The sequence below is a fragment of the Pseudonocardia sp. TMWB2A genome, from assembly GCF_017312135.1.
This window is the reverse complement of sequence record NZ_QKQY01000002.1, coordinates 1,856,697-1,881,479: the sequence shown is the minus strand read 5'-3', so window position 1 is coordinate 1,881,479 and position 24,783 is coordinate 1,856,697. Positions and strand designations below refer to the sequence as shown.

Genomic DNA, 24,783 nt, shown 5'->3' with positions numbered 1-24,783 from the left:
CACCCGGTCCGGATCAGCGGTTCCCAACGCCACCTCAGGATCTGCGCCGACGGTGTGACCGTGGTCGCATCGGGTGTCGCCGCCGACCGGGCGGCGCGGGTGCGGAGGTGCGGACGTGGCCGGTAAAGAGATCTTCGTGGCGTTCGGGATCGACGTCGACGCGGTCGGCGGCTGGCTCGGGTCCTACGGCGGTGAGGACTCGCCGGGGGACATCTCGCGCGGCGTGTTCGCCGGGGAGGTCGGCGTCCCGCGGCTGAACCGGCTGCTCGCCCGCTACGACCTGCCGTCGACCTGGTTCTGGCCCGGGCACTCGATCGAGACGTTCCCGGAGCAGTTCGACGCGGTCGTCGCGGCCGGGCACGAGATCGGTGTGCACGGCTACTCCCACGAGAACCCGATCGCGATGAGCCGGGAGCAGGAGTCCGACATCCTCGACCACTGCATCGGGCTGATCACCGACCGGGCCGGGGCCCGCCCGACCGGCTACGTCGCGCCGTGGTGGGAGTTCTCCCGGGTCACCAACGAGCTGCTCCTCGAACGCGGCATCACCTACGACCACTCGCTGATGCACCGCGACTTCGAGCCGTACTACGTCCGCGTCGGCGACTCCTGGACCCCGATCGACTACGACCGGCCCGCCCGCGAGTGGATGAAGCCCCTCGTCCGCGGGGAGGAGACCGACCTGGTCGAGATCCCCGCGTCCTGGTACCTCGACGACCTGCCGCCGATGATGTTCATCAAGTCCAGCCCGAACTCGCACGGCTTCGTGAACCCGCGCGACATCGAGCAGATGTGGCGCGACCAGTTCGACTGGGTGTACCGCGAGCAGGACTACGCGGTCTTCACGATCACGATCCACCCGGACGTCTCGGGACGCCCGCAGGTGCTGCTCATGCTGGAACGGCTGATCGAGCACATCTCCGGCCACGACGGGGTGCGCTGGTCCACCTTCGACGGCATCGCCCGGGACTTCCTCACCCGGCACCCGCGCCGCTGATGTGCGGGGCCTGCGGGCGTCCGCACGACCCGGACGGCGCACTCGTCGCGGGGCCCCGGCGGCGGGCCGCCGTCGCCGCGGCGGCGACCCGGCTGGTGCGGGCCCCGGCCGCCGACGGTCCCGGGCCGGGTGGCGGGGTCCGCGTGCGGGCGGTGCCCGGGGGATGGACGGTGACCGCGCCGACCGGGCGCGGCACGGTCGCGCGGACCCTCGGACAGCTGGTGGACGCGCTGCACGCGGGTGACCGCGCCGCGGTGCGCGACGCCCTGCTGGCCGCGGCCGCCGCGGTCCGGTGAGGGCGGAGGCCCCGAGCGGCCGGGCTCAGCCCGCCGGTGGCCCCAGCTCCAGCTCGACCCGCAGCCCGCCCCCGGCGGGGGAGTCCACCGTCAGCGACCCGCCGCCCTGGTCGGCGGTGCGCCGGGCGATGTCGAGGCCCAGCCCCGTCGAGCCGCCGCCGCTGACCCCGCGGGAGGTGGGGTCGGTCCCGGGCGGCAGCCCCGGGCCGTCGTCGTGCACGACGACCCGGGCGCCCCCGCCGGTCCGGGCCGACAGCTCCACGCCGAAGGCCGTGCCGTCCGGGGTGTGCGCGAAGACGTTGCCCAGCAGCGCGTCCACACACGCCTCCAGGTCGCCGGGTGCGCAGGCCACGGGCAGCGGGCCGTCGGCCAGGTGCAGGGTCACCGAGCGGTCGGTGTCCTCGGCCAGCACCCGCCAGAACTCCACCCGCTCCCGGACGACGGCCGCCGCGTCCGCGCTGCGGGTCGTGCCGCCGCGTCGCCGGGCCTGCTTGATCGCGCCGGTGACCGCGCGCCGGACGCCGTCGACCCCGGCCGACAGCCGTGCGGACTCGTCCGGGTCGCGCAGGGCCTCGGCGTCGAGCTGCAGGGCGGTCAGCGGGGTGCGGACCCGGTGCGCCAGGTCCGCGACGTTCTCCCGCTCCTCGCGCAGCAGCTCCGAGATCCGCCCGGCCAGCCCGTTCAGCGCGCCCGCGACGACACCGAGCTCGGCCGGGGCGCCGGCGTCGGCGCGCGCGGACAGGTCCCCGGCCGCGAGCCGCTCCGACACCCCGGACAGGTCGGTGGTGGCGTCGACGAGGGTGCGGGCCAGCCGGTCCGCGAGCAGCAGCCCGCCGGCGAGCAGCACCAGCGACAGCCCGCCCAGCAGCAGCCAGGAGCGGGTCACCCCGCGGGTGAGCTCGGCGTCGGGGACGAACACGCGGATCGCGGCGTTGCCGCCCGCGGCGCCGGTCACCGCGAACACCAGCTCGCGCCCGCCGGCCGCCTCGGTCGACGCGCTCGTCCCGAGCAGTCCCAGGCGGACCACCGGGCTGCGCGGTGCGGGCGCGCCGAGCACGGTGCCGTCGGGCAGGAACACCGAGACGTCGGAGGCGTCGCGGCCGTCGGCGTTCTGGACGGCGGGGACCAGCACCGACCGGTCCCCGCCCGCGACGGCCGGGGTCAGCACCTGGGCCTGGACGGTCGCCGCGGACACCGCCGAGCTCTCCGCGACCGAGCGGATCAGCGTCGCGAGCGGGACCGCGAACGCGACCAGCACCAGCAGCACGGTCGCCCCGACGAGGACGAGGATGCGCCGTCGCATCAGGCGGTGCCCGGCCCGGTCCCCGGCGGCGCGGGCGTCGCCGACGGCGCGGACGGCGCGGACGGCGCGGACAGCCGGACCCCGACGCCGCGCACCGAGTGCAGGTAGCGCGGGGCCTGCGCGGTCTCGCCGAGCTTGCGGCGCAGCCACGACAGGTGCACGTCGACGGTCTTGTCGGCGCCGCCGTAGGGCTGCTGCCAGACCTCGGTCACCAGCTCCCGCTTGCTGACGACCTGGTCGGCGCGGGCGGCGAGGTGGTGCAGCAGGTCGAACTCGCGCGGCGTCAGCTCCAGCTCGGCGCCGTCGAGCACCGCGCGCCGCGAACGCGGGTCCACCGTCAGCCCGCCGACGACGACCGTCGGGTCGGCCGCCCCGTCGCCGAGCCGGCGCAGCACCGCCCGGATCCGGGCGTCGAGCTGGGCGGCGGCGAACGGCTTGACCAGGTAGTCGTCGGCGCCCGCGTCGAGCACGGAGACGATCTCGGTCTCGTCGTCGCGGGCGGTCGCGACGATCACCGGCACCGTGCTGGCGCCGCGCAGCATCCGCAGCATGGTGGTGCCGTCCATGTCGGGCAGGCCGAGGTCGAGCACCACGAGGTCGGGCCGCTTCCCGACGGCGTGCTCCAGCCCGGCCATCGCGGTCGGTGCGGAGTCGACGGCGTGCCCCCGCTCGGTCAGCCCGCGGATGAGCGCACCGCGGATGCCGGGGTCGTCCTCGACGATCAGGATCTGGGCCACGGAGGGAGAACCTATCCGCCGCGACCCCGCCCGCGGTGGGGCACAGCCGTCGCTTGTGTCCCGTTTAGGGATCCGTTAACCGGGGTCCGGGGCATGCTGTGCGCGTGGAACGACCGACGCGCCCCGTCCTGCAGATCGCGCTCTGGACCGCCGCGGCCGCCGGTGCCCTGCTCCTGGGCCTGACGGCCGTCGGGAGCATCGGCAGCGACCTCGCGGGCACGCAGACGCAGCCGCTCAGCGCCGAGCAGGTGGACGCCCGCCTGGCCCAGCAGGCCGCCACCGCCGCGCCACCGGCACCCGCGCCCGTCCCGACGACGGCACCCGCCGCCGCCCCGCCCGCGGTGGTGCAGGCCGGGTCGGCGGGGAACGTCCTGGTCCGCTGCGACGGCGCGACCCCGCGGATCGTGTCGGTCAACCCCGCGCAGGGCTGGGAGCGTGAGGACGACAAGGACATCGGCCCGGCCGAGGTCGTCTTCGACGGCGACGACGTCCCGGACGTCCGGGTCACGCTGGGCTGCGCCGGTGGGGTGCCGACCGGCCGGGTCGCGACCGTCCCCGAGGACTGATCCCCTCGGGGACCGTGCCGGGGTCTCAGCCGCCGGCGAACGGCGGGAGCACGTCGAGCGTGGCCGCTCCGCCGACCGCGGCGGAGCGGTCGCGCACCGCCACCTCGTCGAGCAGGAAGCTGCAGCGCAGCAGCACCTGCCCCAGCTCCGGGCCGTGCGCGGTGCCGAGCGCGGCGACGGCGTCGGCCACCGTCGCGCCGTCGGGCAGCTCGACGGTCTCCTCGCCGGTGCCGGCGGCCGCCTTGGCGGCGGCGAAGTAGCGGACGGTCAGCGTCCTGGTCTCCAGGGACAGGGTCATGCTCATCCTCCGATCGCGCTCATGGGGCGCGCGGGCTGCAGGAATCCGGGGTCGTCGATGCCGTGGCCCGCCTTCTTGCCCCACATCGCGTCGCGCCAGACGTCGGCGATCTCGGCGTCGGTCGCGCCGCCGCGGAGCATGGCGCGCAGGTCGGTCTCGCCGGTGGCGAACAGGCAGGTGCGGACCTGGCCGTCGGCGGTGAGGCGGGTCCGGTCGCAGGCCCCGCAGAACGGGCGGGTCACCGAGGCGATCACCCCGACGGTGGCGGGGCCCCCGTTCACCACGAACCGCTCGGCGGGCGCACCGCCGCGGTCCTCGTCGGACGGGGTGAGCACGAAGCGCTCCTCGAGCCGCGCCAGGATCTCGTCGGCGGTGATCATCTCGGTGCGGCGCCAGCCGTGCTGGGCGTCGAGCGGCATCTGCTCGATGAAACGCAGCTGGTAGCCGTGGGTCAGCGCGAACTCCAGCAGGTCCGCGGCCTCGTCGTCGTTCACGCCGCGCAGCAGCACCGCGTTGATCTTCACCGGGGACAGGCCCGCGGCGTGCGCGGCGGCCATCCCGTCGATGACGTCCGACAGCCGGTCGCGTCGGGTGATCTGCGCGAACCGCTCCGGGCGCAGGGTGTCCATCGAGACGTTGAGCCGGTTCACCCCGGAGGCCGCGAGGGCCTCGGCGCGGCGGGCGAGCCCGATGCCGTTAGTGGTCAGCGAGATGTCGGGGCGGGGCTCCAGCGCCGACGCCGCGGAGAAGATCTCCTCCAGGCCCTTGCGCAGCAGCGGCTCACCGCCGGTGAACCGCAGCTCCTCGATGCCGAGGTCGCGCACCGCGACGGCGATGAGCCGGTTCAGCTCGTCGTCGGTCAGCTGCTCCGAGCGCGGCATCCAGTCCAGGCCCTCGGCGGGCATGCAGTAGGTGCAGCGCAGGTTGCAGCGGTCGGTGAGCGAGATCCGCAGGTCGGTCGCGACCCGGCCGAACCCGTCGACGAGACGGGGGTCGGCCGGTCGGGCCGGGTCCCGGGACGTGCCGCCCCGTAGCGACGGCAGGCCGAGCTCGGTGGTCATGGGCCCGAGGCTAACCGCCGTCGCCCGCGCCCGCCCAGGGCGGGTTTCCGCAGCTCAGACCGATGATCCGCACCCGCGGACGTGGCCGGGGTCACGCCGTCGCAGGTGCGGAACTAGTCATCGTGTACCTAGTCGAAAGGATAGGGACACGATTACTTCCGGTGGGCCTTCAGCTCCTGCCGGGCGACCGAGCGGATGTGCACCTCGTCCGGTCCGTCGGCGAAGCGCAGGGCGCGCGCCCAGGCGTAGAAGTAGGCCAGCGGGGTGTCGTCGCTCATCGCGGCGCCGCCGTGCACCTGCATCGCCCGGTCGATCACGGTGCACGCCATCCGCGGCACGACGACCTTGATCGCGGCGATCTCGGTGGCCGCGCCCTTCGCGCCGTGGTTGTCGATCAACCACGCCGTCTTGAGCGTCAGCAGCCGGGCCTGCTCGATCTCCATCCGGCACAGCGCGATCTGCTCGCGCACCACGCCCTGCTCGGCCAGCGGCTTGCCGAACGCGACCCGCGCCTGCGCGCGCTCGGTCATCAGGTGCAGCGCCCGCTCGGCCATGCCGATCAGCCGCATGCAGTGGTGGATGCGGCCCGGGCCGAGCCGGGCCTGGGCGATGGCGAACCCGCCGCCCTCCTCGCCGAGCAGGTTCGACGCCGGCACCCGCACGCCCTCGAGGCGCAGTTCGGAGTGCCCGTGCTGGTCCTGGAAGCCGAACGTCGGCAGGTGCCGCTCGATCGTCAGGCCGGGGGTGTCGCGCGGGACGAGGATCATCGACTGCCGGCGGTGCGTCGACACGGTGTCGTCGCTGTCGTCGGCGGTCTTGCCCATGACGATGAAGATCCGGCAGCGCTCGTCCGCGGCACCGGAGATCCACCACTTGCGGCCGTCGATGACGTAGTCGTCGCCGTCGCGCCGGATCCGGGTCTCGATGTTCGTGGCGTCCGACGACGCGACGTCCGGCTCGGTCATCGCGAACGCCGAGCGGATCTCGCCGTCGAGCAGCGGCTCCAGCCACTGCTGCTTCTGCTCGTCGGTGCCGAACAGGTGCAGCGTCTCCATGTTCCCGGTGTCCGGGGCCTGGCAGTTGATCACCTCCGGCGCGATGACCGGGGACCAGCCGGAGACCTCCGCGACCGGCGCGTACTCCAGGTTCGACAGCCCCGACACGTCCGGCAGGAACAGGTTCCACAGGCCACGCCCGCGGGCCTTCGCCTTCAGCTCCTCGACCACCGGGGGCAGGGCCCACTCCTCCGGGGTGCCGCGCCGCTCGGCCCGGAACGCGTCGTAGGAGGCCTCGGCCGGGAGGACCTCCTCGTCGAGGAAGGCGCGCATGCGCGCGGTGTAGTCGGCCGCCACGGCGCTGGGTGCGAAGTCCACGTCACCGATCAGACCACAGGTCCCCGGCACCCGGCAGCGCGCGATCCCGACATCCCGCGGGGTATCCAGCGTGGCACCACCGCAGGCGCGACCATAGTATCCGGGTCGTGCCGCACTTCAGGATCTCCGAGGCCGCCCGACTGCTCGGCGTCAGCGACGACACCGTCCGCCGCTGGGTGGACGCGGGGACGCTGCCGGTGCAGGCGGACGCGTCGAACCGCAAGGTCATCGACGGCGCCGCGCTCGCCGCGTTCGCCCGCGACCACGCGTCCGCCCCGCCGGACCCCTCGGTGGTGCAGCGCTCGGCCCGCAACCGCATGGTCGGCCTGGTCACCTCGGTGCTGGCCGACACGGTGATGGCCCAGGTCGAGATGCAGTGCGGCCCGCACCGCGTGGTGTCGCTGATGAGCAGCGAGGCCGTGCGCGACCTCGGTCTCGAGCCCGGCGCGCTCGCGGTGGCGGTGATCAAGTCGACGAACGTGGTGGTGGAGACGCCGGGCGGGCACCTGTGACCCCCGGGGCCGGCACCGCCCCCGCGCCGGCCCCGACCCGGCGCCGCGAGGGCGCGGCCGACCGCCACGGCACCGGCGTCGGACTGCCGGTCTGGATGTGGGTCCCGGCCGGCATCGGCTTCCTGGTCATCGCGCTGCCCGTGCTCGGCCTGCTGTGGGAGGCCGACTGGGCGGAGACCCCCCGCCTGCTCACCAGCGAGGCCGCGCTGTCGGCGCTGCGCCTGTCGCTGCTCACCGCGGCGATCTCCACGACGCTGTGCCTGCTGCTCGGCGGGCCGCTCGCGGTGGTCCTGGCCCGCGGCCGGATCAACCGGCTGCCCCGCCTGATGCGCGGGATCCGCTCGGTCGTCCTGCTCCCGCTGGTGCTGCCGCCGGTCGTCGGCGGGCTGTCGCTGCTGTTCCTGCTCGGAGCCAAGGGCCTGGTCGGGCAGGGTCTGGACACCGCGTTCGGGATCTTCATCCCGTTCACGACGGCGGCGGTGGTGCTGGCCCAGACCTTCGTCGCGATGCCGTTCCTCATCGTGTCGCTGGAGGGCGCCCTGCGGACCGCGGGGGAGCGCTACGAGGCGACCGCGGCCACCCTCGGCGCGTCGCCGGGGCTGGCCTTCCGCCGGGTCACCGTGCCGCTGGTGCTGCCCGGACTGGCGTCCGGGCTGGTGCTGGCCTTCGCCCGCTGCATGGGCGAGTTCGGGGCGACGATCGCGTTCGCCGGCAGCCTGGAGGGCACCACCCGGACCCTGCCGCTGCTGGTCTACCTGCAGGGGGAGACCGACGTCGCGGGGGCGGTCGCGCTGTCGCTGCTGCTGGTCGTCGTGTCGCTGGTCGTGATCGTCATCGGGCGTCCGCGCGGGCTGGACGGCCGCGGATGAGCGGGGTGGAGATGGCCGCGCGGCTGGACCGGGACGGGTTCGCCCTGGACCTGGAGCTGTCGGTCGCCGCGGGCGAGGTGCTCGCGGTGCTCGGCCCGAACGGGGCGGGCAAGTCCACGATGCTCGGCATCCTGTCCGGGCTGCTGCGCCCGGACTCCGGGCACCTGCGCGTCGACGGCCGGACCCTGCTCGACACCGCCGACGGGACCTTCGTGCCGCCGCACCGGCGCGGTGTCGGGCTGCTCGCCCAGGAGCCGCTGCTGTTCCCGCACCTGTCGGCGCTGGCGAACGTCGCGTTCGGGCCGCGGGCCCAGGGCACGCCCCGCGCCGCGGCCGACTCCCGGGCCCGCGAGCTGCTCGACGCCGTCGGTGTCGGCGGGCTCGCCGCCCGCCGCCCCGCGCAGCTGTCCGGCGGACAGCAGCAGCGGGTCGCGCTGGCCCGCGCGCTGGCCCCCCGGCCGGGGCTGCTGCTGCTCGACGAGCCGCTCGCCGCCCTCGACGTCGACGCCACCCCCGCCATGCGCAGCCTGCTGCGCCGGGTCATCGCCGACGGCAAGCAGACCGCCCTGCTGATCACCCACGACGCGCTCGACGCCCTCGTGCTCGCCGACCGCGTCGTCGTGCTGGACCGGGGCCGGATCGTCGAGTCCGGCCCCGCCCGGGACGTCCTGGCCCGTCCGCGGAGCGCGTTCTCCGCCCGCATTGCCGGCCTGGACCTGGTGCCGGGCGTCGCCGAGGGCTCCGGGGTGCGCACCGCAGACGGGACCGAGATCCGGGGCCGGGTCGTCGAGGTGGCCGAGGGGGAGCCCGCCGTCGCGGTGTTCCCGCCGTCCGCGGTCGCGGTGCACGCGAGCAGGCCCGAGGGCAGCCCGCGCAACGTCTTCCCGGTCCGGATCGCCGCGCTGGAGCCGCGCGGGGACACCGTGCGGCTGCGGGCCGCGCCCGTCGCCGGGGGGCCGGACTGGGTGTCCGGGCTGGCCGCCGACGTCACCCCGGCCGCCGTCGCCGAACTGGGTGTCGAACCCGGTCACGAGGTGTGGTTCGCGGTGAAGGCGACCGAGGTCGCCGTGCACGGCCGGCACGCCTGAGGGCCGCGGCCGATCCGCTGATCGTGCAGCTCGGAGCCCTGCCGGGCCCCGGTCGGCAGGCGTCCCCGGCACCGCCGGTACCGAAACGCTCCGTCACCCGGGTGGTCCCAGGTGTCACCCGGGCCACCATCGTGTCTCTCGCACCAGGCGTCACAGACGCATAGCGTCGCTGTCTGTGAGCCCCATGCGTCCCCGCGCCGCCCGTCTGGTCACTGCCGGTGTCCTGGCGGTCGCGCTCGGTGTTCCTCTCGCACCGACGGCGTCCGCCGCCGAGACGGCGCCGTCGGCACCCGCCGGGTACCTGGTGCAGACGGCGACCGACGGGCAGACGCGGGCCGCCGCGGAGTCCGTCGGCGTCGAGCCGAAGGTCACCTTCGACAGCGTGGTGCACGGCTTCGCCGCGGACCTCACCCCGGCCCAGGCGGCCGAGCTGCGCGACCGGCCCGGCGTCGTCGGGGTGGAGGAGGACCGCGCGATCTCCCCGCTCGACCCGCAGGCCGTCCACCAGGACGCGCCGGTCGGCCCGCCCGCGGGTGCCGAGCAGGCGCCGGGCAACTGGGGGCTCGACCGCATCGACCAGCCGAACCTGCCGCTGGACGGGCAGTACCGGCACACCGCGACCGGCGCCGGGGTGGACGTGTTCGTCCTCGACACCGGCGTCGACGCAAGTCACCCGGAGTTCGGCGGCCGGGCGAAGCTCGAGCTCAACACGATCGACCGGACCGACACCGACTGCGACGGGCACGGCACCGTCGTCGCCGGGATCGCCGCGTCGAAGGACTACGGCGTGGCCCCGGGCGCGACCGTGCGCGCGGTGAAGGTGCTCGACTGCAACGGCACCGGGACGCTGTCGTCGCTGATCTCCGGTCTGGACTGGGTGTCGAAGAACAAGCGCGGCCCCGCGGTCGCGGTGATGTCGTGGAGCTACGGCGGCTCGCCGATCCTCCAGCAGGCCGTCCAGCGCATGATCGACTCCGGGGTGTTCGCGGCCTCCTCGGCCGGCAACACCGGCGGCGACGACTGCACCGCGCTGCCCCGCGCGATCGGGGACGTGCTGGTCGTCGCGAACTCGACGATCGACGACAAGCGCTCGTCGAACTCCTCGACCGGCCGCTGCGTCTCGCTCTACGCGCCGGGCACCCGGATCGTCGCGCCGGTCCCCGGTGGCGGCACCGCCTCCTACAGCGGGACCTCGATGGCCGCGCCGTTCGCGGCCGGGGTGGCGGCGCTGTACAAGCAGGCCCGCGGCGACGCGCCGGCCACCACCGTCAAGAAGTGGATCGTCGACAACGCGGTGCCGGGGAAGATCGACGGCGGCGGCACCGGCGGTACCCCGAACCGGCTGCTGCAGACCGGCGGACTCTAGGCCCGGGCCTCGTCGGCCCACTCCCACAGCTCGTACACGGGCTGGTCGAGCAGGTCGTTCAGCTCGGCGGGCGGGACCGACGGCGTCGCGAGCCACACCACCTGGTCGGTCCACAGCCAGGCGATCCGGGGTGCGCCGCGATCGTGCAGGGCACGGGCGGCGGCGACGAGCGGGCCGGGGTCGAGGGCCTTCGGGTGACCGGGGGTCACGACCGCGACGACGGCGCCGTCCACCTCGACCGACGCCCCGGCGACTGAGACCCTGTGGTCCGGACCGGCGAGCCGGTCGAGCGCGGCGGTGTGCTCGGCGGGGTCCTGCTCGGCCCAGGTCGAGAGGGGGGCCAGCAACGCGTCCCAGCCGTCCGGGTCGGCCTCTCCCAGCGCGCCCAGCACGGCCCCGGCCGTGACCGGCTCGCCGTGGTCGGCGACCCCGCCGGCCAGCGCGTCGGGCTCGGCGATGCCGGACGGCAGCACCCCCGCGTCCACGAGGACCGCGATCGTGTGCGCCAGCCGGTCCCGGCCCTCGGCCGACAGGTCCGGGACGACCCGCACCGCGACCGGTGGCGCCGGGGTCGTCGGCGCCCCGGGCAGCGGCGTCGGCAGCACCACCGGCGCCGGGACCGGGGGCGCGGCCGCGTCCGCGCGGTCCGCCGCCCGCCACGACCGCCACGCCATCAGCCCGAACACCGCGACCGCGGCCGCGGCCAGCAGGAACGGGAACGCACGGTCCAGCGGACCGCGGCCCGGCGGTCCCACCAGCTCGATCTGCACCCCCGTCACCACGAACCATCCGCCGACCACCACCGCACCCGCCAGTGCGATCGCGGCGGAGATCCGGTCGACCGTGCCGGGGCGAGCCATGCCCGCAGGATAGGCGCGACCCCCGGTGATCCGGATAGCGTCCGGCGCATGCCCGGCCAGCCCCCCGCCGACCTCGCGTCCCTCACCCGTCGCTACCTCGCCCCCGCCACCCCCGAGTGCCCCACGTTCGTCGAGGACACCGAGTGGGAGCCGATCGTCGACGGCGTCGACTACTTCGCCCGGCTGCGGGAGCTGTTCGACCGGGCGGGGCCCGGCGACACGGTGCTGGTCACCGGGCTGAACCTCGAACCGGACATGGACCTGCACGGCCTGGCGCCCGACGAGGACGGCTACGAGGCGCTCGCCGACCGCTTCGCCCGCCTCGTCGACGCCGGCGTGGACGTGCGCGTGCTGCTCACCGCCGCGCTGTTCTCCGGCTCCGTCCCGGGGGTGGCGATCGGGCCGTTCCGGGCGAACGCGTTCGCCGCGCTGGAGCTGCGCCGCCGCCCCCAGCTGGCCGGACGGGTGCTGCTCGACTGGTCCGGCTCCGGGATCGGCTGCCACCACCAGAAGGTGGTGCTCACCCACGTCGGGGGCGAGCTGACGGCGTACGTCGGCGGGCTGGACCTGTCCGCCAACCGGTTCGACGCCGAGCCGCACGACCGGCTGTCCATCGGCGAGGAGCGCTGGGGCTGGCACGACGGCGCCGCCGCGCTGCGCGGGCCCGGCGCCGCCCGGGTCTGGGAGGTCTACCGCGGTCGCTGGACCGAGGCCGCGACGCTGCCGCCGCGCCGGTTCATGGTCGGCCCCACCGACTGGGAACCGATGAACCCCGAGCCGTTCGCCGCCGACCTGCCGCCGTCGCCGCCCGCCCCGCCGCGCCCCGCCCCGGGCACCGCGGTGCAGGTCCTCCGCTCGCTGCGGCCGTGGAAGATCGACCACTTCGGGATGCTCTACCGGCGGCACTGGACGGTGCTCCCGCGGCACGGCGCGCAGGAGGTCTTCCACACCCTGTCCGCGGCGATCCGCGGCGCCCGCCGCTACGTCTACCTGGAGGACCAGTACTTCTTCGAGGTCCCGGGCGGGCGACGGGCGTTCCGGCTCTACGGGCTGCTGCGCGACGCCGCCGCCCGCGGGGTGAAGGTCGTGCTCGTCTGCTCGGGTCGCAAGGACCCGGTCGACGCCGGGGTGAACAAGTTCCGCCGCCGCGTCACCGGCGACGTCCAGCGCGGCGTGATCGACCAGCTCGACCCGGGCGACCGCGGCAACGTGATCATGCACCGGATCGAGGACCTCACCGTCCACACCAAGCTGGCGCTGGTCGACGACGTCTTCGCCTCCATCGGGTCGGCCAACTTCTTCTCCCGCTCGATGCGCGGCACCGACACCGAGCTGTCGACGGCGTTCGTCACCACCGGCGACCAGGTGCGTGACCTGCGGGTACGGCTGTGGGCCGAGCACCTGCGCACCGAGCTGACCGACGAGCTCGCGCCCCGGCTGGCCGACCTGGACCTCGCGCTGGGCATGTGGCGCCCGGAGTGGCTGCCGCCGGACGCGCCGGCCGGGACCTGGCGGGTGCCCGGCTACCCCGCCGGGTTCGCCCCGGCCGAACGGGTGCTGGTGCCGGTCGGTCCGTGGCCGGAGCCGTCGCCGCGGCCGCTGCGCCGCGCGGCCCACGGGGCGCGGCGCGGGGCGGCGAAGGTCGCCGAGTCGGGGCGGCGACGCCTGTCCTCGTCCTGACCGACGGGTGTTGGCAACCGCGTTGTCCGGGGGCGAGGATGTGACGACCCGCACCGAACCGCCCGAGGAGTACGACGTCGTGACCTCAGCCGCCGCAGCCCCCGCCGTCCCGTCCTACGCGTCCGGGACCTCGGACACGCCGTTGCTCGGCGACACCATCGGCGACGACTTCGACCGCACCGCCGCCCGGGTGCCGGACAACGACGCGCTCGTCGAGGTGCAGACCGGGCGCCGCTGGACCTACCGCGAGCTGCGGACCGCCGTCGACGACCTGGCCACCGGGCTGCTCGCCGCCGGTCTCGCCGTGGGGGACCGGGTCGGGATCTGGTCGCCGAACACCGCGGAGTGGACGCTGACCCAGTTCGCGACGGCCAAGATCGGCGTCGTCCTGGTCAACATCAACCCGTCGTACCGAACCCACGAGCTGGAGTTCGTGCTCAAGCAGGCCGGGATCTCGACGCTGGTGTCGGCGTCGTCGTTCAAGACCTCCGACTACGAGAAGATGATCGCCGAGGTCCGGGGGAACTGCCCCGACCTGCAGCGCGTCGTGATCACCGGCTCCCCCGAGTGGGACGCGCTGGCCGCGGGCGACGCCTCCCGCCGCGACGAGCTGGCGCAGGTGCAGGCGTCGCTGACGGCCGACGACCCGATCAACATCCAGTACACGTCCGGGACGACCGGGTTCCCGAAGGGCGCGACGCTGTCGCACCACAACATCCTCAACAACGGCTACTACGTCGGCCGGACCTGCGGCTACACCGAGGCCGACCGGGTCTGCATCCCGGTGCCCTTCTACCACTGCTTCGGCATGGTCATGGGCAACCTCGCCTGCTCCACCAGCGGCGCGACGATGGTCATCCCGGCGCAGGGCTTCGACCCGAAGGCGACCCTGCACGCCGTGCAGCAGGAGCGCTGCACCTCGCTCTACGGGGTGCCGACGATGTTCATCGCCGAGCTCAACGACCCCGCCTTCGGCGACTACGACCTGTCCAGCCTGCGCACCGGGATCATGGCCGGCTCGCCGTGCCCGGTCGAGGTGATGAAGCAGGTCGTCGACCGGATGGGCATGACCGAGGTGACCATCGCCTACGGCATGACCGAGACCAGCCCGGTGTCCACCCAGACCCGGGCCGACGACTCCGTCGAGCGCCGGGTCTCCACGGTCGGGCGGGTGCACCCGCACCTGGAGGTCAAGGTCGTCGACCCGGAGACGGGCCGCACGCTGCCGCGCGGCGAGCCGGGCGAGCTGTGCACCCGCGGCTACTCGGTGATGCTGGGCTACTGGGAGCAGCCGGAGAAGACCGCCGAGGTCATCGACCGCGCCCGCTGGATGCACACCGGCGACCTCGCCGTGATGGACGACGAGGGCTACGTCAACATCACCGGCCGGATCAAGGACATGGTCATCCGCGGCGGCGAGAACGTGTACCCGCGCGAGATCGAGGAGTTCCTCTACACCCACCCCGACGTCGTCGACGCCCAGGTCATCGGTGTCCCCGACGAGCGCTACGGCGAGGAGCTCTGCGCCTGGGTGGTGCTGCGCGAGGGCTCCGCGCCCATGACCGCCGACACGCTGCGCGAGTTCGCCACCGGGAAGCTGGCGCACTACAAGATCCCGCGCTACGTGCTCGTCGTCGACGAGTTCCCGATGACGGTCACCGGCAAGGTCCGCAAGGTCGAGATGCGGGAGAAGTCGGTCGGGCTGCTCGACCTGGAGAGTGCGGCGAACGTCCGAAACGCCTGACCCCGGACGGGTCCCCAGGCGTACCATCGGTGACGGCGCGTCCGGCGAGCCCGGGCGCGTTTGTCGTGCACGCAGCAACACAGCAAGCAGGAATCGAGGACGACGGTGCCCACCGGCAGGGTGAAGTGGTACGACGCGGAGAAGGGCTTCGGCTTCCTCTCCCAGGACGGCGGTGAGGACGTCTACGTGCGCAAGGCGGCGCTGCCGTCCGGCGTGGAGGCGCTCAAGTCCGGCCAGCGGGTCGAGTTCGGGATGGCCGAGGGCCGCCGCGGGCCGCAGGCGCTCTCCGTGCGCATCGTCGAGAAGCAGGCGTCCGCGGTGGAGAACGCGCGCCGTCCCGCCGAGGAGCTGCACGGTCTGATCGAGGACATGATGGGCCTGCTGGAGAACAAGATCCAGCCGGCGCTGCGGCACGGGCGCTACCCGGACCGCAAGACCTGCAAGCTGGCCGCCGAGGTCGTGCGGGCCGTCGCCCGCGACCTGGACGGCTGACCGCCCCGCCCCGCCCCGTCGCGCCGCGCCCCGGCAGCTGCGTGGCGACCCGGCGCGGTGCGCGGCGACCCGTGCGTGGGGTGCCGCGGAACGTGGCGGGGTGCCGCGCAGGCGGCGGAATGGCGGCGGGTACGGACGGTGTTGGGGCGACTGTGCGCCTGTCGATGTTGGACCGCTCGCGGACGCGGGCCGGGGAGCCCGACGCCGCCGCGGTCCGCGGCACGGTGGCGCGGGCCGTCCGCGCCGAGCAGCTCGGCTACCACCGGTTCTGGGTGGCCGAGCACCACGCCGTGCCCGGGATCGCGTCGGGCAGCCCACCGGTCCTGATGGCCGCGGTGGGCGCGGCGACCTCGCGGATCCGGGTCGGCTCGGGCGGGATCATGCTGCCCAACCACCAGCCGCTCGTCGTCGCGGAGCAGGTCGCGCTGCTGGAGGCACTGCACCCCGGGCGGATCGACCTGGGCATCGGCCGCTCGCCCGGGTTCACCGAGCCGGTCCGCCGCGCCCTGCGCGCGGGCGGGGCCGGCGACGCGGAGTTCCGCGCCGCCCTCGACGAGCTCCGCTCCTTCCTCGACGGCAGCGGCCCGGTGACGGCCCGGCCGCGGCTGGAGCACGCCGTCCCGCTGTTTCTGCTCGCCACCGGCGCGGGCCTGCGGCTGGCCGGGGACCTGGGGCTGCCGGCCGTCGTCGGCGGTCCGGTGCTCGACGACCCGGCGGCACTGGCGTACTACCGCGAGCGGGCCGGGGACGCGGCGCACCTGGTGGTGTCCGCCGACGTGCTCGTCGGGGACCCGCAGCTGGCGCTGTCCGAGGCGTGGGCGCACGCCGCGGCCCGCACCACCGGGGAGTTCCCGCCGCTGGAGCCGCCGGACCCGCACCGCGCGACGACCCGGCGCCAGCGCGAGACCGTGGACCGGGCGCTGGCGAACGCGATCGTCGGCGACGAGGACACCGTCGCCGAGCGGCTCGACGACCTCGTGGCCCGCACCCGCGCCGACGAGCTGCTGGTGTTCTCCTCGACCCACGACCGCGACGCGCAGGCCGACTCCGACGCCGCGCTGGCCCGGCTGCTCGGCGCGGGCCGCTGAGCCCCGGGTCGCCCGCTCAGCCCTGCTCGCCGACCAGTACCCAGGTCGCCCGGACCGGGAACTGGATGTCGGTGCTCTCCGGGTCGATCGACGGCGGCGCCCCGAACACCTGCACCTGCGCGGTCACGAGCCGGTCGCCCGGCTCGGGCAGGGACAGCGTGAAGTCGGTGCGGGTGCCCGGCGCGGCGATCGCGCTGCGCTGTTGGACCGGGGTCGGGTCGGTGCCGCGGGTGAACGCGTAGGCGACCTGCCAGGGCGCGGAGGAGACCTCCTCGGGCACCGTGATGCGGACCTCCGTCCCGGGAGGGACCTGCGCGGTCACCCGGGCGTTCGGGGCGTCCTGGCAGTTCTGCAGGCTGGTGTCGCAGAACTGGGTGGGCGCGGCGGTCAGCGAGGTGCCGCCGACGTCGAACGTCACCGTCGGGGCCTCGCCGCCGCACCCGGCGAGGACGAGGGCGGCCGCGGCCAGGGTCCCGGCCAGCGCACCGGCGGACGGGCGGGGGCGCGGTCGGGGGCGGGTGATCACGCCGACCAGCGTACGGATCCGGGCCCGGCGCGCGGGTGGGCCCTCAGCGGGCGACGGCCGGGCGCGGCCCCAGACCGGGCACGAGCGAGGTGCCGCGGCGCACCAGCGCGGCCTGCAGCGCGAACACCGCCACCACCCCGGTCACGATCACGAACCCGGTGCGGAACGTGTCGTGCGGGGCGAGCACCCCGATCGCGCCGCCCAGCACCCAGGCCAGCTGCAGGACCGTCTCCGACCGCCCGAACGCCGACGCCCGCGCGTCCTCGGGCAGGTCGCGCTGCACCACCGCGTCGAGGCAGACCTTCGCCAGCGCGCTCGCCGTCGACGCGACCAGGGCCGCGACCACCGCCGTCGGGACGCCCGGCAGCAGCGCCACCGCCGCCGCGGCCAGCACCGCCGCCGCGGCCGCCGCGAGCACCACCGGCTCGACCCGGGAGAAGCGGCTGCGCGCCCCCACCGCGTTCCCGGCGAACAGCCCGACGCCGGCGGCCGCGCCGACCATCCCGATCACCACGAGCTGACCCGCGGGATCGCCGTCGGGGGACTGCTCGGCCCCGGCCTTCACCACGAACGCGACGAACAGCGTGAGGAACCCGGTCAGCACCCGCACCGTGCTCGTGCCCCACAGCGCGACGAGCACCGCCCGCGTCGCGGGGGCGCGGGACCGGCGCTTGCCCGGCCGGGTGGCGGGCACCGCCGCGGTCACCTCGCCCGCGGTGGACTCGACCCAGCGGGGGATCCGCAGGCAGAGCACGGCACCGGCGACGCCGAGCACCGCCGTCCACCACAGCGGCCCGGCCCCGCCGACGGCCAGCGCCGCACCGCCCGCGACGGCCCCGGCGATCCCGCCCGCGGCCATCCCGAACGTGGTGAGCCGGGAGTTCGTCGTCGCCAGGGTGATCGTCGACGGCAGCACCCGCGGGGTCACGGCCGCCTTGAGCACAAGGAACGACTTGGACAGCACCATGATCCCCAGCGCGGCCGGGTAGAGCAGCCAGTCGTCGAGGTGGAACACCAGCACCACGGCGAGCACCGCACGGCCGGCGCAGGACACCGCCATCGCGATCCGCCTGCCCCGCTGCAACCGGTCCAGCGCGGGGCCGATCACCGGCGCCACCAGCGCGAACGGCGCGACGGTGATCGCCAGGTAGAGCGCCACGTTCGCTGTGGACTCCGCCGTCGCCGCCGCGAAGAACAGCGTGTTCGCCAGCGCGACGGCCACCGCCGCGTCGAGCGCGTAGGTCAGCATCGTGGCGTAGGTGAGCGCCGTCAGCCCGGACCGGTCGGCGCCGTCGGCGGTCGCGGCGCGCCGGAACAGCGCGACCGCGCGCCCGCCCAGCTCGCGGGTGCGGTGCACGGCGACCCGGGTGACCGTCAGCTTGCGGGGGACCGCGGCCGGGCCGGGGCGGGGCAGCTCGTCGGTGGCGGCACCGGCGGAGCGCGCACGGCGCAGCGCCGGGTCCGAGGCGATCGGGGCGGTGCGCGGGTCCGGGCCACGTCTCGACCCGGCCGCCCGGCGGCGGCTGCGGAACGGGTTCGGTGCCACGCGGTCATTGTGCAGGCGGGCACCGACGGTTCCGGCGATCCCGCCGGGTGGTGTCACCCGCCCGGCGCAGCGCCGGTCAGGCCGGGGGCACCGGGAGCCGCACCCGGAACGTCGTCGGCCACAGCTTTCCGGTGAGCAGGTACTCGTCGCCGTCGACGTGGGCGATGCCGTTGAGCACGTCGGCCCCGGCCCGTTGCCCGGCCGGCAGCAGCCCGGTCGCGTCGACGACGGCGTCGACCACCCCGGTCGACGGGTCGATCCGCACCAGGTCGTCGGTCTGCCAGACGTTGGCCCACACCCGGTCCCCGACGCACTCCAGCTCGTTGAGCCGGGTCACCGGGGCGCCGTCCAGGGTGACGGCCACCGAGCCGGTCCGCGCCAGGTCGGCCGGGTCGTGGAAGAACAGCCGGTCGGTGCCGTCCGAGCGCACCACGCGGTCGCCGGAGCCGCCGGAGAGCAGGCACAGCCCCCAGCCCTCGCCGTCGACGGGCACCTCGCGCAGTGGCCGCAGCGTCGCCCGGTCCCACTCGACCGCCACCCCGTCCTGCCAGGTCAGCTGCCAGATCCGGTCCCCGACGACGGTGATGCCCTCCCCGAAGTACGCCGGTGGCAGCGGGCTCGCCGCCCGCACCGCGCCCGTCGCCGGGTCCAGCGCGCGCAGCTGCGAGCGCCCCACCCGGCCGGTCCCCTCGTAGAGGGTCCCGTCGCGCAGCTCCAGGCCCTGGGTGAACGCCTGCGGGTCGTGCGGGATCTCGGCGAGGACCTGCGGACGGACCACCGGAACGGGGCCCGGGTCGGGCAGACCCGGCGCCGGTGCGGCGGCCCCGCAGGCCGCCAGGGCCAGCAGGAGGGGGAGCAGCCCCGTCACGGAGGGGCGGCGGAGCAGCGCTCGGGCGGGCACCCGCCCAGGATGCCCGGGCACGGGTGGCACACTGGTGAGGTGAGCACTGGTGAGGTGGGTGTCGAGGTCGGCGACTCCGGTGACGAGCGGGCGGAGACGCCGCAGCCCCGGGTGACACCCGCGCCGTCGCACCTGTTCGACGCGGTGGACGAGGCGCGGGCCGCGGCCGTCGAGGAGGCGGCCGACGAGCTGGGTGGCGAGGCGGCCGTGGCCGCCGTCGGCGCGCACCTGGGCACGACCGTCGAGGACGACGGCTCGGTCACCCACTCCTTCGCCGCGCACCTGCCCGGCTACCGCGGCTGGCGCTGGGCGGTCACCGTCGCCGCCGCGGCCGGTGACGGTCCGGTGACGGTCTCGGAGTCGGTGCTGCTGCCCGGCTCGACCGCACTCGTCGCGCCCGACTGGGTGCCGTGGGACCAGCGCGTGCGCCCCGGTGACCTCAAGCCCGGCGACCTGCTGCCCACCCCGGCCGACGACCCCCGCCTGGTGCCGGGATACGTCGACTCCGGGGACCCGGCCGTCGACGCGCTGGCCCGCGAGGTCGGCCTGGGCCGCGAGCGGGTGCTGTCGTTCGAGGGCCGCATCGCCGCCGCCGAGCGCTGGCAGGACGGGGAGCGCGGCCCGGCCGCCGACCTCGCCCGGTCCGCGCCCGCGTCCTGCGGGACCTGCGGGTTCCTGGTGCCGCTCGCCGGGTCGCTGCAGGGCGTGTTCGGGGTCTGCGCGAACGGCTCCTCCCCGGCCGACGCCCAGGTCGTCGCCGTCGGCTTCGGCTGCGGCGCGCACTCCTCGGTCGCCGAGCCGTCCGGCTCCCCGGTCCACGTCTCGGCCCTGGTCTACGACGACGGCGTCGACCTCGAGCCGGTCGGGTCCTGAGCCCGACCGGCGTCGCGGGCGGCACCGACCCGTTCGGCACGGCGGCGCTGCGGGACGGGGTCCTGGCGGCCTGGTCGTCGTCGCCGACCCGGTTCCGGGAGGACGTCAACGCCGAGGACGACCTGCGCCGCGGCGGGTACGCCGACACCTGGGTCGCCGAACTGCTCCAGAACGCCGCCGACGCCGCGCTCGCCGCGGACCTTCCCGGCCGGGTCCGGGCCGTCGTGGTGGACGGTGAGCTGCGCGTCGCCAACACCGGTGCCCCGCTCGACGCCGCCGGGGTCGCCGCGCTCGCCGCGCTGCGCGCCTCGGCCAAGCGGGACGCGGCCGGCGCGACCGGCCGGTTCGGCGTCGGGTTCGCCGCGGTCCTCGCCGTCTGCACCGCGCCCCGCCTGGTGACCGCCGCCGGCGGCGTCGCGTTCTCCGCGGCCCGGACCGCGGTGGAGGTGGCCGGGCTGGGCGGTGCCGCGGCCGCCGAGCTGGCCCGCGACGCCCGGGTGCCGGTGCTGCGGCTGGCCTGGCCCGCGCCGGAGGAGGAACCGCCGCCGCCCGGGTTCGCCACCGAGGTCCGGCTGCGCCCGGCGCCCGGCACCGACCCGCACGACCTGCTCGACGAGCTCGCCCGCACCGCCGGGGACCTGCTGCTGGCCCTGCCGGGGCTGGAGTCGGTCACGGCGGGCCCGGTGACCGTCGCCCGCACCGACCTCGGCGACGGCCGGGTGCGTGTCGGCGACGCCGGGTACCTGCTGGTCACCGGGGACGCGGGCGTCCGCTGGGCGCTGCCGCTGCACGGCGACCGGCCCGCCCCGTACGGCCCGGACGACGGCGAGGTCCTGCACGCCCCCACCCGCAGCGCCGAGCAGCTGTCGCTGCCCGCCCGGCTGGTCGCACCGTTCCCGCTCGACCCGGACCGCCGTCGGATCCGTGCCGACGACCCGGGCGTCGACGTGCTGGTCGACGCCGCGGCGGCCGCCTACGCCGACCTCGTCCGGCGTGTCGGCCCCGCCGACCGCACCGCCCTGGTGCCGGAGCCGGGCTTCCCGCGCTCGCCGCTCGACGGCCGGCTGCGCGAGGCGGTCACCGCGGCGCTGACCCGCACCCCGTGGCTCCCCGCCGCCACGGGCGACGCGGACGTGCTCGCACCGGAGCGGGCCGAGTGGCTCGACGTGCCCGCCGACGGGCTGCCCGAGCTGCTCGCCGCGACCGGTCCGGCGTTCGCCCGGCTCGTCGCGTCCGGGGTCGTCCCGCCCGCCGGGCTCGGCGTGGACCGGGTCGGCCCCGCCGCGCTGGCGGAGCGGCTCACCGGCGTCGAGGTGGATCCGGGCCGATGGCGGGAGCTGTACGCGGCGCTCGCCCCGGCCGCCGACACCGTCCCGGGGCTGGCCGCCGAGCTGGGCGCGCTGCCCGTCCCGCTCGTCGACGGCCGCCTGGTGCCCGGACCCGCCTCGGTGCTGCTCCCCGTCGGGGGCGACCCGGCCGGGGCGGCGGCGCTCCCCGAGCTGCGGATCGCCCACCCCGACGCCGTCCACCCGCTGCTGCGCCGCCTCGGCGCCGCCGACGCCGACCGCGACACCCTGCTCGACGCGCCCGCGCTGCACGCCGCCGTCGAGCGGTCCGTCGACGACGCCGAGGCGGGCCTGGACACCACCGCGGCGGCCCGCGCCGTCCTCGCCCTGCTCGACACCCCCGCCGCCGCGCCGGACCCGCGGTTCGGGGCCCTCGCCCTCACCGACGACGACGGCCGCCCCGCCCGTGCCGACGAGCTCGTCCTGCCCGACGCCGCCGTCCGGGACCTGCTCGACCCGGACGCCCCGGTGGGCGTGCTGGGGCCGGAGTGGGCCGACGTGCCCCGCGACGCCCTGGTCGCCGCGGGCGTGCTGGACCGGTTCACGGTCGTCGCGTTCGACCCCGACGTGCTGCACGACGCCGAGCACTACCCCGGCGACGGCGACCCGCCGCCCGCCGTCCGCGACCTCGACCTCGTCGCCGACGACCGCTGGCCCGCGGCGCTGGCCCTGCTCGCCGGCGACCGCGACACCCGGGCCGCAGCGCTCACCGGCTACACCGCCTGGTGGCTGTCGCGCCACGTCCGCCTCGACGGCCGGCTGGCCGGCACGTGGCGGCTGCGCTCGGCGACCGGGCTGACCGGGCTCTACGACGAGGTCGGGGCCCTGCCCGGCGTCGACGACGCGGTGCTCGCCGCCGTCGGCGTCCGGGACCGGGTCGTCGTCGACGGGCCGGACGAGGTCACCGAGCTGCTCGACCGGCTCGCCGACCCGGCCCGCACGGTGACCGGGGAGGTGGCCGCGGCCGCCTACTCCGCGCTCGCCGCGGCCGTCGCCGACGGCCGGGTGGACCTCGACGACGTCGACCCGCCGGACCGGGTCCGCACGGTGACCGGGTCGGTCGCGCCGACCGACCGCGCCGTCGTCCTCGACGCGCCGTGGGTGCTGCCCGCGCTGGACGCGCTGCCCGCCGTCCCCGGCGGGCCCGACCCCGCCGCCCTCGCGGAGCTGCTCGACGTGCCGCTGGCCTCGGACCGGGTCGCCGGGACCGCCCGCGGCACCGGCACCCCCGGCCCGTGGACCGCCGACCCCGAGGTCGTCCTGGCACTGGCCGCGCTGGGGGAGACCGCGCCCCCGGGGCGGCTGCACCGGCACGACGAGCTGGTCGTCGACCTCGACGACGGCGGGACGGTGACCGTCCCGGCCTGGCCCGGCCGCGGCGACGACTGGCACGCCGCGGACCCGCTGCGGGCGCTGGTGGCTGCGCTGGCGGTCCGGCGCCGTGTCAGGATGCTCCGGTGAGTGAGCGACTGCCCCGACGGGTCGCGGTGCTGTCGGTGCACACCTCCCCGACCGAGCAGCCCGGCACCGGCGACGCCGGTGGGATGAACGTCTACGTCGCGCAGACGGCGATCCGGATGGCCCGCCGCGGCGTCGAGGCGGAGATCTTCACCCGCGCCACGTCGTCGGAGCAGCCACCGACGGTCGAGCTGGAGCCGGGCGCGACGGTCCGGTTCGTCGCCGCGGGCCCCTTCGAGGGCCTCGGCAAGGACGACCTGCCGAGCCAGCTGTGCGCCTTCACCGCCGGGGTGCTGCGGGCCGAGGCCCGCCACGACCCGGGCTGGTACGACGTCGTGCACTCCCACTACTGGCTGTCCGGTCAGGTCGGCTGGCTGGCCCGGGACCGCTGGGGGGTGCCGCTGGTGCACTCCGCGCACACCCTGGCCAAGGTCAAGAACGCCGCGCTCGCCGCCGGGGACACCCCCGAGCCGCGGGTGCGGGTGATCGGCGAGGACCAGGTCGTCGCCGAGGCCGACCGGCTGGTGGCGAACACCGAGATCGAGTCCAAGCAGCTGCTGGACCTCTACGACGCCGACCCGCACCGCACCGTCACCATCCCGCCCGGGGTTGACACCGACCGCTTCCGGCCCGGGGACCGCGCCGCGGCCCGCGCCGAGCTGGGCCTGCCCCCCGAGGCGGTGGTGCTGGCGTTCGTCGGGCGCATCCAGCGGCTCAAGGCCCCCGACGTGCTGCTGCGCGCCGCCGCCGAGCTGGCCGCGCGCGCACCGGGGCTGCGGGAGCGCCTCGTCGTGCTCGTCGCGGGCGGTCCGTCCGGGTCCGGGCTGGCCGAGCCGACGTCGCTGCACGAGCTGGCCGCCGAGCTGGGGATCACCGACCTCGTCCGGTTCCTGCCGCCGCGGGCCGGCGACGAGCTGGTGACCGTCTACCGGGCGGCCGACGTCGTCGCCGTCCCGAGTCACAACGAGTCCTTCGGGCTGGTCGCGCTGGAGGCCCAGGCCTGCGGGACGCCGGTGGTGGCGACCCGGGTGGGCGGGCTGCCGGTCGCCGTCGCCGAGGGCCGGTCCGGGCTGCTCGTCACCGGGCACGACATCTCCGACTGGGCCGACGCGCTGGGCGAGCTCGCGCTCGACCCGGGCCGTCGCGAGCAGATGGGGCGGACCGCGGCGACGCACGCGCACCGCTTCTCCTGGGACCGCACGACCGACGCCCTGCTGGGCGCCTACGACGAGGCCCGCACCGAGTTCGCGGCGCGGCGACGGAGGGACGTATGAGCGACCTGGAGCAGCGGATCGGGGCCGCGCTGGCCGACTCCGGCGCCGAGCACGTCCACCGCGGGCCCGGGCAGTGGCTGGTCACCCTCCCCGGCGAGGCCCGGCTCCAGACCCAGACCTGGCTGATCCTGCGCGAGCAGACCCTCGCGGTGCAGGCGTTCGTGTGCCGCAGGCCCGACGAGAACCACGAGGGCGTCTACCGGTTCATGCTGCTGCGCAACGCCAAGCTGTACGGCGTGCACTACTGCCTGGACCGGGTCGGGGACATCCACCTCGTCGGGCGGCTGGCGCGCCACGCCGTCACCGCGGACGAGCTCGACCGTGTCCTCGGCTCGGTGCTGGAGGCCGCCGACGGCGACTTCAACACCTTCCTGGAGCTGGGCTTCGCCTCCTCCATCCGCCGCGAGTACGCCTGGCGCAGCGAGAACGGCGAGTCGACCGCGAACCTGGCCGCGTTCGAGCACCTCTTCCAGTGACCCACGGGTAACTTTTCACCGCGCTACGCGGACGGCACACGGAGGGTGCGCCT

24 protein-coding genes are annotated in these 24,783 nt (G+C 75.9%); 15 read left to right on the top strand and 9 right to left on the bottom strand.

Features of this window, described 5'->3' with window-relative positions; genetic code table 11:
• The first annotated feature begins 115 nt into the window (after positions 1-115).
• Positions 116-997 (top strand): polysaccharide deacetylase family protein, encoded by an 882-nt coding sequence (locus tag DMP17_RS23550; protein ID WP_226353976.1) that lies wholly within the window; start codon positions 116-118, stop codon positions 995-997.
• Entirely contained in the window at positions 997-1,293 is a 297-nt protein-coding gene (locus DMP17_RS23545; RefSeq protein WP_226353975.1) for a hypothetical protein, read from the top strand. The genes DMP17_RS23550 and DMP17_RS23545 overlap by 1 nt, the downstream gene beginning before the upstream one ends.
• 25 nt (positions 1,294-1,318) lie before the next feature.
• Here the strand turns inward: DMP17_RS23545 and DMP17_RS23540 are convergent, their stop codons facing one another.
• Together DMP17_RS23540 and DMP17_RS23535 are read right to left on the bottom strand one after the other, a co-directional pair.
• Positions 1,319-2,596 carry a HAMP domain-containing sensor histidine kinase gene (locus tag DMP17_RS23540; RefSeq protein WP_337830636.1) on the bottom strand — a complete coding sequence of 426 codons (1,278 nt, stop codon included), beginning with the start codon at positions 2,594-2,596 and terminating at the stop codon, positions 1,319-1,321.
• Complete coding sequence (locus DMP17_RS23535) at positions 2,596-3,333, bottom strand: response regulator transcription factor (RefSeq protein WP_337830635.1); 738 nt, start codon at positions 3,331-3,333, stop codon at positions 2,596-2,598. Before DMP17_RS23535 ends, DMP17_RS23540 begins: the two co-directional genes overlap by 1 nt.
• Positions 3,334-3,437: 104 nt before the next feature.
• Between DMP17_RS23535 and DMP17_RS23530 the strand changes: the two genes are divergently transcribed.
• Positions 3,438-3,899, top strand: coding sequence for a hypothetical protein (locus tag DMP17_RS23530; RefSeq protein ID WP_226353972.1), 462 nt, complete (start codon positions 3,438-3,440; stop codon positions 3,897-3,899).
• A 25-nt stretch (positions 3,900-3,924) separates the two neighbouring features.
• Here DMP17_RS23530 and DMP17_RS23525 read toward each other — a convergent pair whose 3' ends face one another.
• The 3 genes from DMP17_RS23525 to DMP17_RS23515 form a co-directional block, all read right to left on the bottom strand.
• Positions 3,925-4,197: a MoaD/ThiS family protein gene (locus tag DMP17_RS23525; protein ID WP_226353971.1), complete on the bottom strand. Its 273-nt coding sequence runs from the start codon at positions 4,195-4,197 to the stop codon at positions 3,925-3,927.
• A gap of 2 nt (positions 4,198-4,199) precedes the next feature.
• Complete coding sequence (moaA, locus tag DMP17_RS23520) at positions 4,200-5,258, bottom strand: GTP 3',8-cyclase MoaA (protein ID WP_226353970.1); 1,059 nt, start codon at positions 5,256-5,258, stop codon at positions 4,200-4,202.
• Positions 5,259-5,410: 152 nt separating this feature from the next.
• Positions 5,411-6,631: an acyl-CoA dehydrogenase family protein gene (locus DMP17_RS23515; RefSeq protein ID WP_443217901.1), complete on the bottom strand. Its 1,221-nt coding sequence runs from the start codon at positions 6,629-6,631 to the stop codon at positions 5,411-5,413.
• A 107-nt stretch (positions 6,632-6,738) separates the two neighbouring features.
• On the opposite strand from DMP17_RS23515, the gene DMP17_RS23510 reads away from it, so the two are divergent.
• The 4 genes from DMP17_RS23510 to DMP17_RS23495 all read left to right on the top strand — a co-directional run bounded on the left by DMP17_RS23510 (position 6,739) and on the right by DMP17_RS23495 (position 10,466).
• Positions 6,739-7,143, top strand: a complete 405-nt coding sequence (locus DMP17_RS23510; protein ID WP_062398137.1) for a TOBE domain-containing protein — start codon at positions 6,739-6,741, stop codon at positions 7,141-7,143.
• Positions 7,144-7,238: 95 nt separating this feature from the next.
• Positions 7,239-8,012 carry an ABC transporter permease gene (locus DMP17_RS23505; protein WP_226368260.1) on the top strand — a complete coding sequence of 258 codons (774 nt, stop codon included), beginning with the start codon at positions 7,239-7,241 and terminating at the stop codon, positions 8,010-8,012.
• On the top strand, positions 8,009-9,100 hold the full coding sequence (locus DMP17_RS23500; protein ID WP_337830634.1) for a sulfate/molybdate ABC transporter ATP-binding protein: 1,092 nt from the start codon (positions 8,009-8,011) through the stop codon (positions 9,098-9,100). The genes DMP17_RS23505 and DMP17_RS23500 overlap by 4 nt, the downstream gene beginning before the upstream one ends.
• Before the next feature lie 184 nt (positions 9,101-9,284).
• A complete protein-coding gene (locus DMP17_RS23495) occupies positions 9,285-10,466 on the top strand; it encodes a S8 family peptidase (RefSeq protein WP_337832718.1) in 1,182 nt (393 codons plus the stop codon).
• Here the strand turns inward: DMP17_RS23495 and DMP17_RS23490 are convergent.
• The gene (locus DMP17_RS23490) at positions 10,463-11,326 is read right to left on the bottom strand and encodes a hypothetical protein (RefSeq protein ID WP_337830633.1); all 864 of its coding nucleotides are present in this window, start codon (positions 11,324-11,326) and stop codon (positions 10,463-10,465) included. The genes DMP17_RS23495 and DMP17_RS23490 overlap by 4 nt on opposite strands.
• A 48-nt stretch (positions 11,327-11,374) precedes the next feature.
• On the opposite strand from DMP17_RS23490, the gene DMP17_RS23485 reads away from it, so the two are divergent.
• From DMP17_RS23485 to DMP17_RS23470, 4 genes are all read left to right on the top strand, one after another.
• The gene (locus DMP17_RS23485; protein ID WP_226367714.1) at positions 11,375-13,006 is read left to right on the top strand and encodes a phospholipase D-like domain-containing protein; all 1,632 of its coding nucleotides are present in this window, start codon (positions 11,375-11,377) and stop codon (positions 13,004-13,006) included.
• 79 nt (positions 13,007-13,085) lie between these two features.
• Complete coding sequence (locus DMP17_RS23480) at positions 13,086-14,750, top strand: AMP-binding protein (RefSeq protein WP_337832717.1); 1,665 nt, start codon at positions 13,086-13,088, stop codon at positions 14,748-14,750.
• A 105-nt stretch (positions 14,751-14,855) separates the two neighbouring features.
• Positions 14,856-15,242 (top strand): cold-shock protein, encoded by a 387-nt coding sequence (locus DMP17_RS23475; RefSeq protein ID WP_062398128.1) that lies wholly within the window; start codon positions 14,856-14,858, stop codon positions 15,240-15,242.
• A 152-nt stretch (positions 15,243-15,394) separates the two neighbouring features.
• Positions 15,395-16,330, top strand: coding sequence for an MsnO8 family LLM class oxidoreductase (locus tag DMP17_RS23470; protein ID WP_337830632.1), 936 nt, complete (start codon positions 15,395-15,397; stop codon positions 16,328-16,330).
• Positions 16,331-16,346: 16 nt separating this feature from the next.
• Here the strand turns inward: DMP17_RS23470 and DMP17_RS23465 are convergent, their stop codons facing one another.
• From DMP17_RS23465 to DMP17_RS23455, 3 genes are all read right to left on the bottom strand, one after another.
• Complete coding sequence (locus DMP17_RS23465; protein ID WP_337830631.1) at positions 16,347-16,856, bottom strand: DUF2771 family protein; 510 nt, start codon at positions 16,854-16,856, stop codon at positions 16,347-16,349.
• Positions 16,857-16,899: 43 nt separating this feature from the next.
• Positions 16,900-18,402, bottom strand: a complete 1,503-nt coding sequence (locus tag DMP17_RS23460) for an MFS transporter (RefSeq protein WP_226353964.1) — start codon at positions 18,400-18,402, stop codon at positions 16,900-16,902.
• Between the two features lie 76 nt (positions 18,403-18,478).
• Positions 18,479-19,303, bottom strand: coding sequence for a glutaminyl-peptide cyclotransferase (locus tag DMP17_RS23455; RefSeq protein ID WP_226353963.1), 825 nt, complete (start codon positions 19,301-19,303; stop codon positions 18,479-18,481).
• A 39-nt stretch (positions 19,304-19,342) separates the two neighbouring features.
• Here DMP17_RS23455 and DMP17_RS23450 point away from each other — a divergent pair, with 39 nt between their 5' ends.
• From DMP17_RS23450 to DMP17_RS23435, 4 genes are read left to right on the top strand one after another with little or no spacing between them, the layout of a single operon-like run.
• Positions 19,343-20,176 (top strand): DUF3027 domain-containing protein, encoded by an 834-nt coding sequence (locus DMP17_RS23450; RefSeq protein ID WP_308253049.1) that lies wholly within the window; start codon positions 19,343-19,345, stop codon positions 20,174-20,176.
• A complete protein-coding gene (locus DMP17_RS23445) occupies positions 20,173-22,983 on the top strand; it encodes a sacsin N-terminal ATP-binding-like domain-containing protein (protein WP_443217971.1) in 2,811 nt (936 codons plus the stop codon). Before DMP17_RS23450 ends, DMP17_RS23445 begins: the two co-directional genes overlap by 4 nt.
• Complete coding sequence (mshA, locus tag DMP17_RS23440) at positions 22,980-24,254, top strand: D-inositol-3-phosphate glycosyltransferase (RefSeq protein ID WP_226353961.1); 1,275 nt, start codon at positions 22,980-22,982, stop codon at positions 24,252-24,254. The genes DMP17_RS23445 and mshA overlap by 4 nt, the downstream gene beginning before the upstream one ends.
• Complete coding sequence (locus DMP17_RS23435) at positions 24,251-24,730, top strand: YbjN domain-containing protein (protein WP_226353960.1); 480 nt, start codon at positions 24,251-24,253, stop codon at positions 24,728-24,730. The genes mshA and DMP17_RS23435 overlap by 4 nt, the downstream gene beginning before the upstream one ends.
• The last annotated feature ends 53 nt before the right edge of the window (positions 24,731-24,783 follow it).

What these genes read in the sequence shown, in the direction of transcription:
- DMP17_RS23545 (WP_226353975.1), top strand. Translation starts at nt 997, where the DNA reads ATGTGCGGGGCCTGCGGGCGTCCGCACGACCCGGACGGCGCACTCGTC.
- DMP17_RS23540 (WP_337830636.1), bottom strand. Translation starts at nt 2,596, where the DNA reads ATGCGACGGCGCATCCTCGTCCTCGTCGGGGCGACCGTGCTGCTGGTG.
- DMP17_RS23525 (WP_226353971.1), bottom strand. Translation starts at nt 4,197, where the DNA reads ATGACCCTGTCCCTGGAGACCAGGACGCTGACCGTCCGCTACTTCGCC.
- moaA (WP_226353970.1), bottom strand. Translation starts at nt 5,258, where the DNA reads ATGACCACCGAGCTCGGCCTGCCGTCGCTACGGGGCGGCACGTCCCGG.
- DMP17_RS23505 (WP_226368260.1), top strand. Translation starts at nt 7,239, where the DNA reads ATGTGGGTCCCGGCCGGCATCGGCTTCCTGGTCATCGCGCTGCCCGTG.
- DMP17_RS23500 (WP_337830634.1), top strand. Translation starts at nt 8,009, where the DNA reads ATGAGCGGGGTGGAGATGGCCGCGCGGCTGGACCGGGACGGGTTCGCC.
- DMP17_RS23495 (WP_337832718.1), top strand. Translation starts at nt 9,285, where the DNA reads ATGCGTCCCCGCGCCGCCCGTCTGGTCACTGCCGGTGTCCTGGCGGTC.
- DMP17_RS23490 (WP_337830633.1), bottom strand. Translation starts at nt 11,326, where the DNA reads ATGGCTCGCCCCGGCACGGTCGACCGGATCTCCGCCGCGATCGCACTG.
- DMP17_RS23485 (WP_226367714.1), top strand. Translation starts at nt 11,375, where the DNA reads ATGCCCGGCCAGCCCCCCGCCGACCTCGCGTCCCTCACCCGTCGCTAC.
- DMP17_RS23435 (WP_226353960.1), top strand. Translation starts at nt 24,251, where the DNA reads ATGAGCGACCTGGAGCAGCGGATCGGGGCCGCGCTGGCCGACTCCGGC.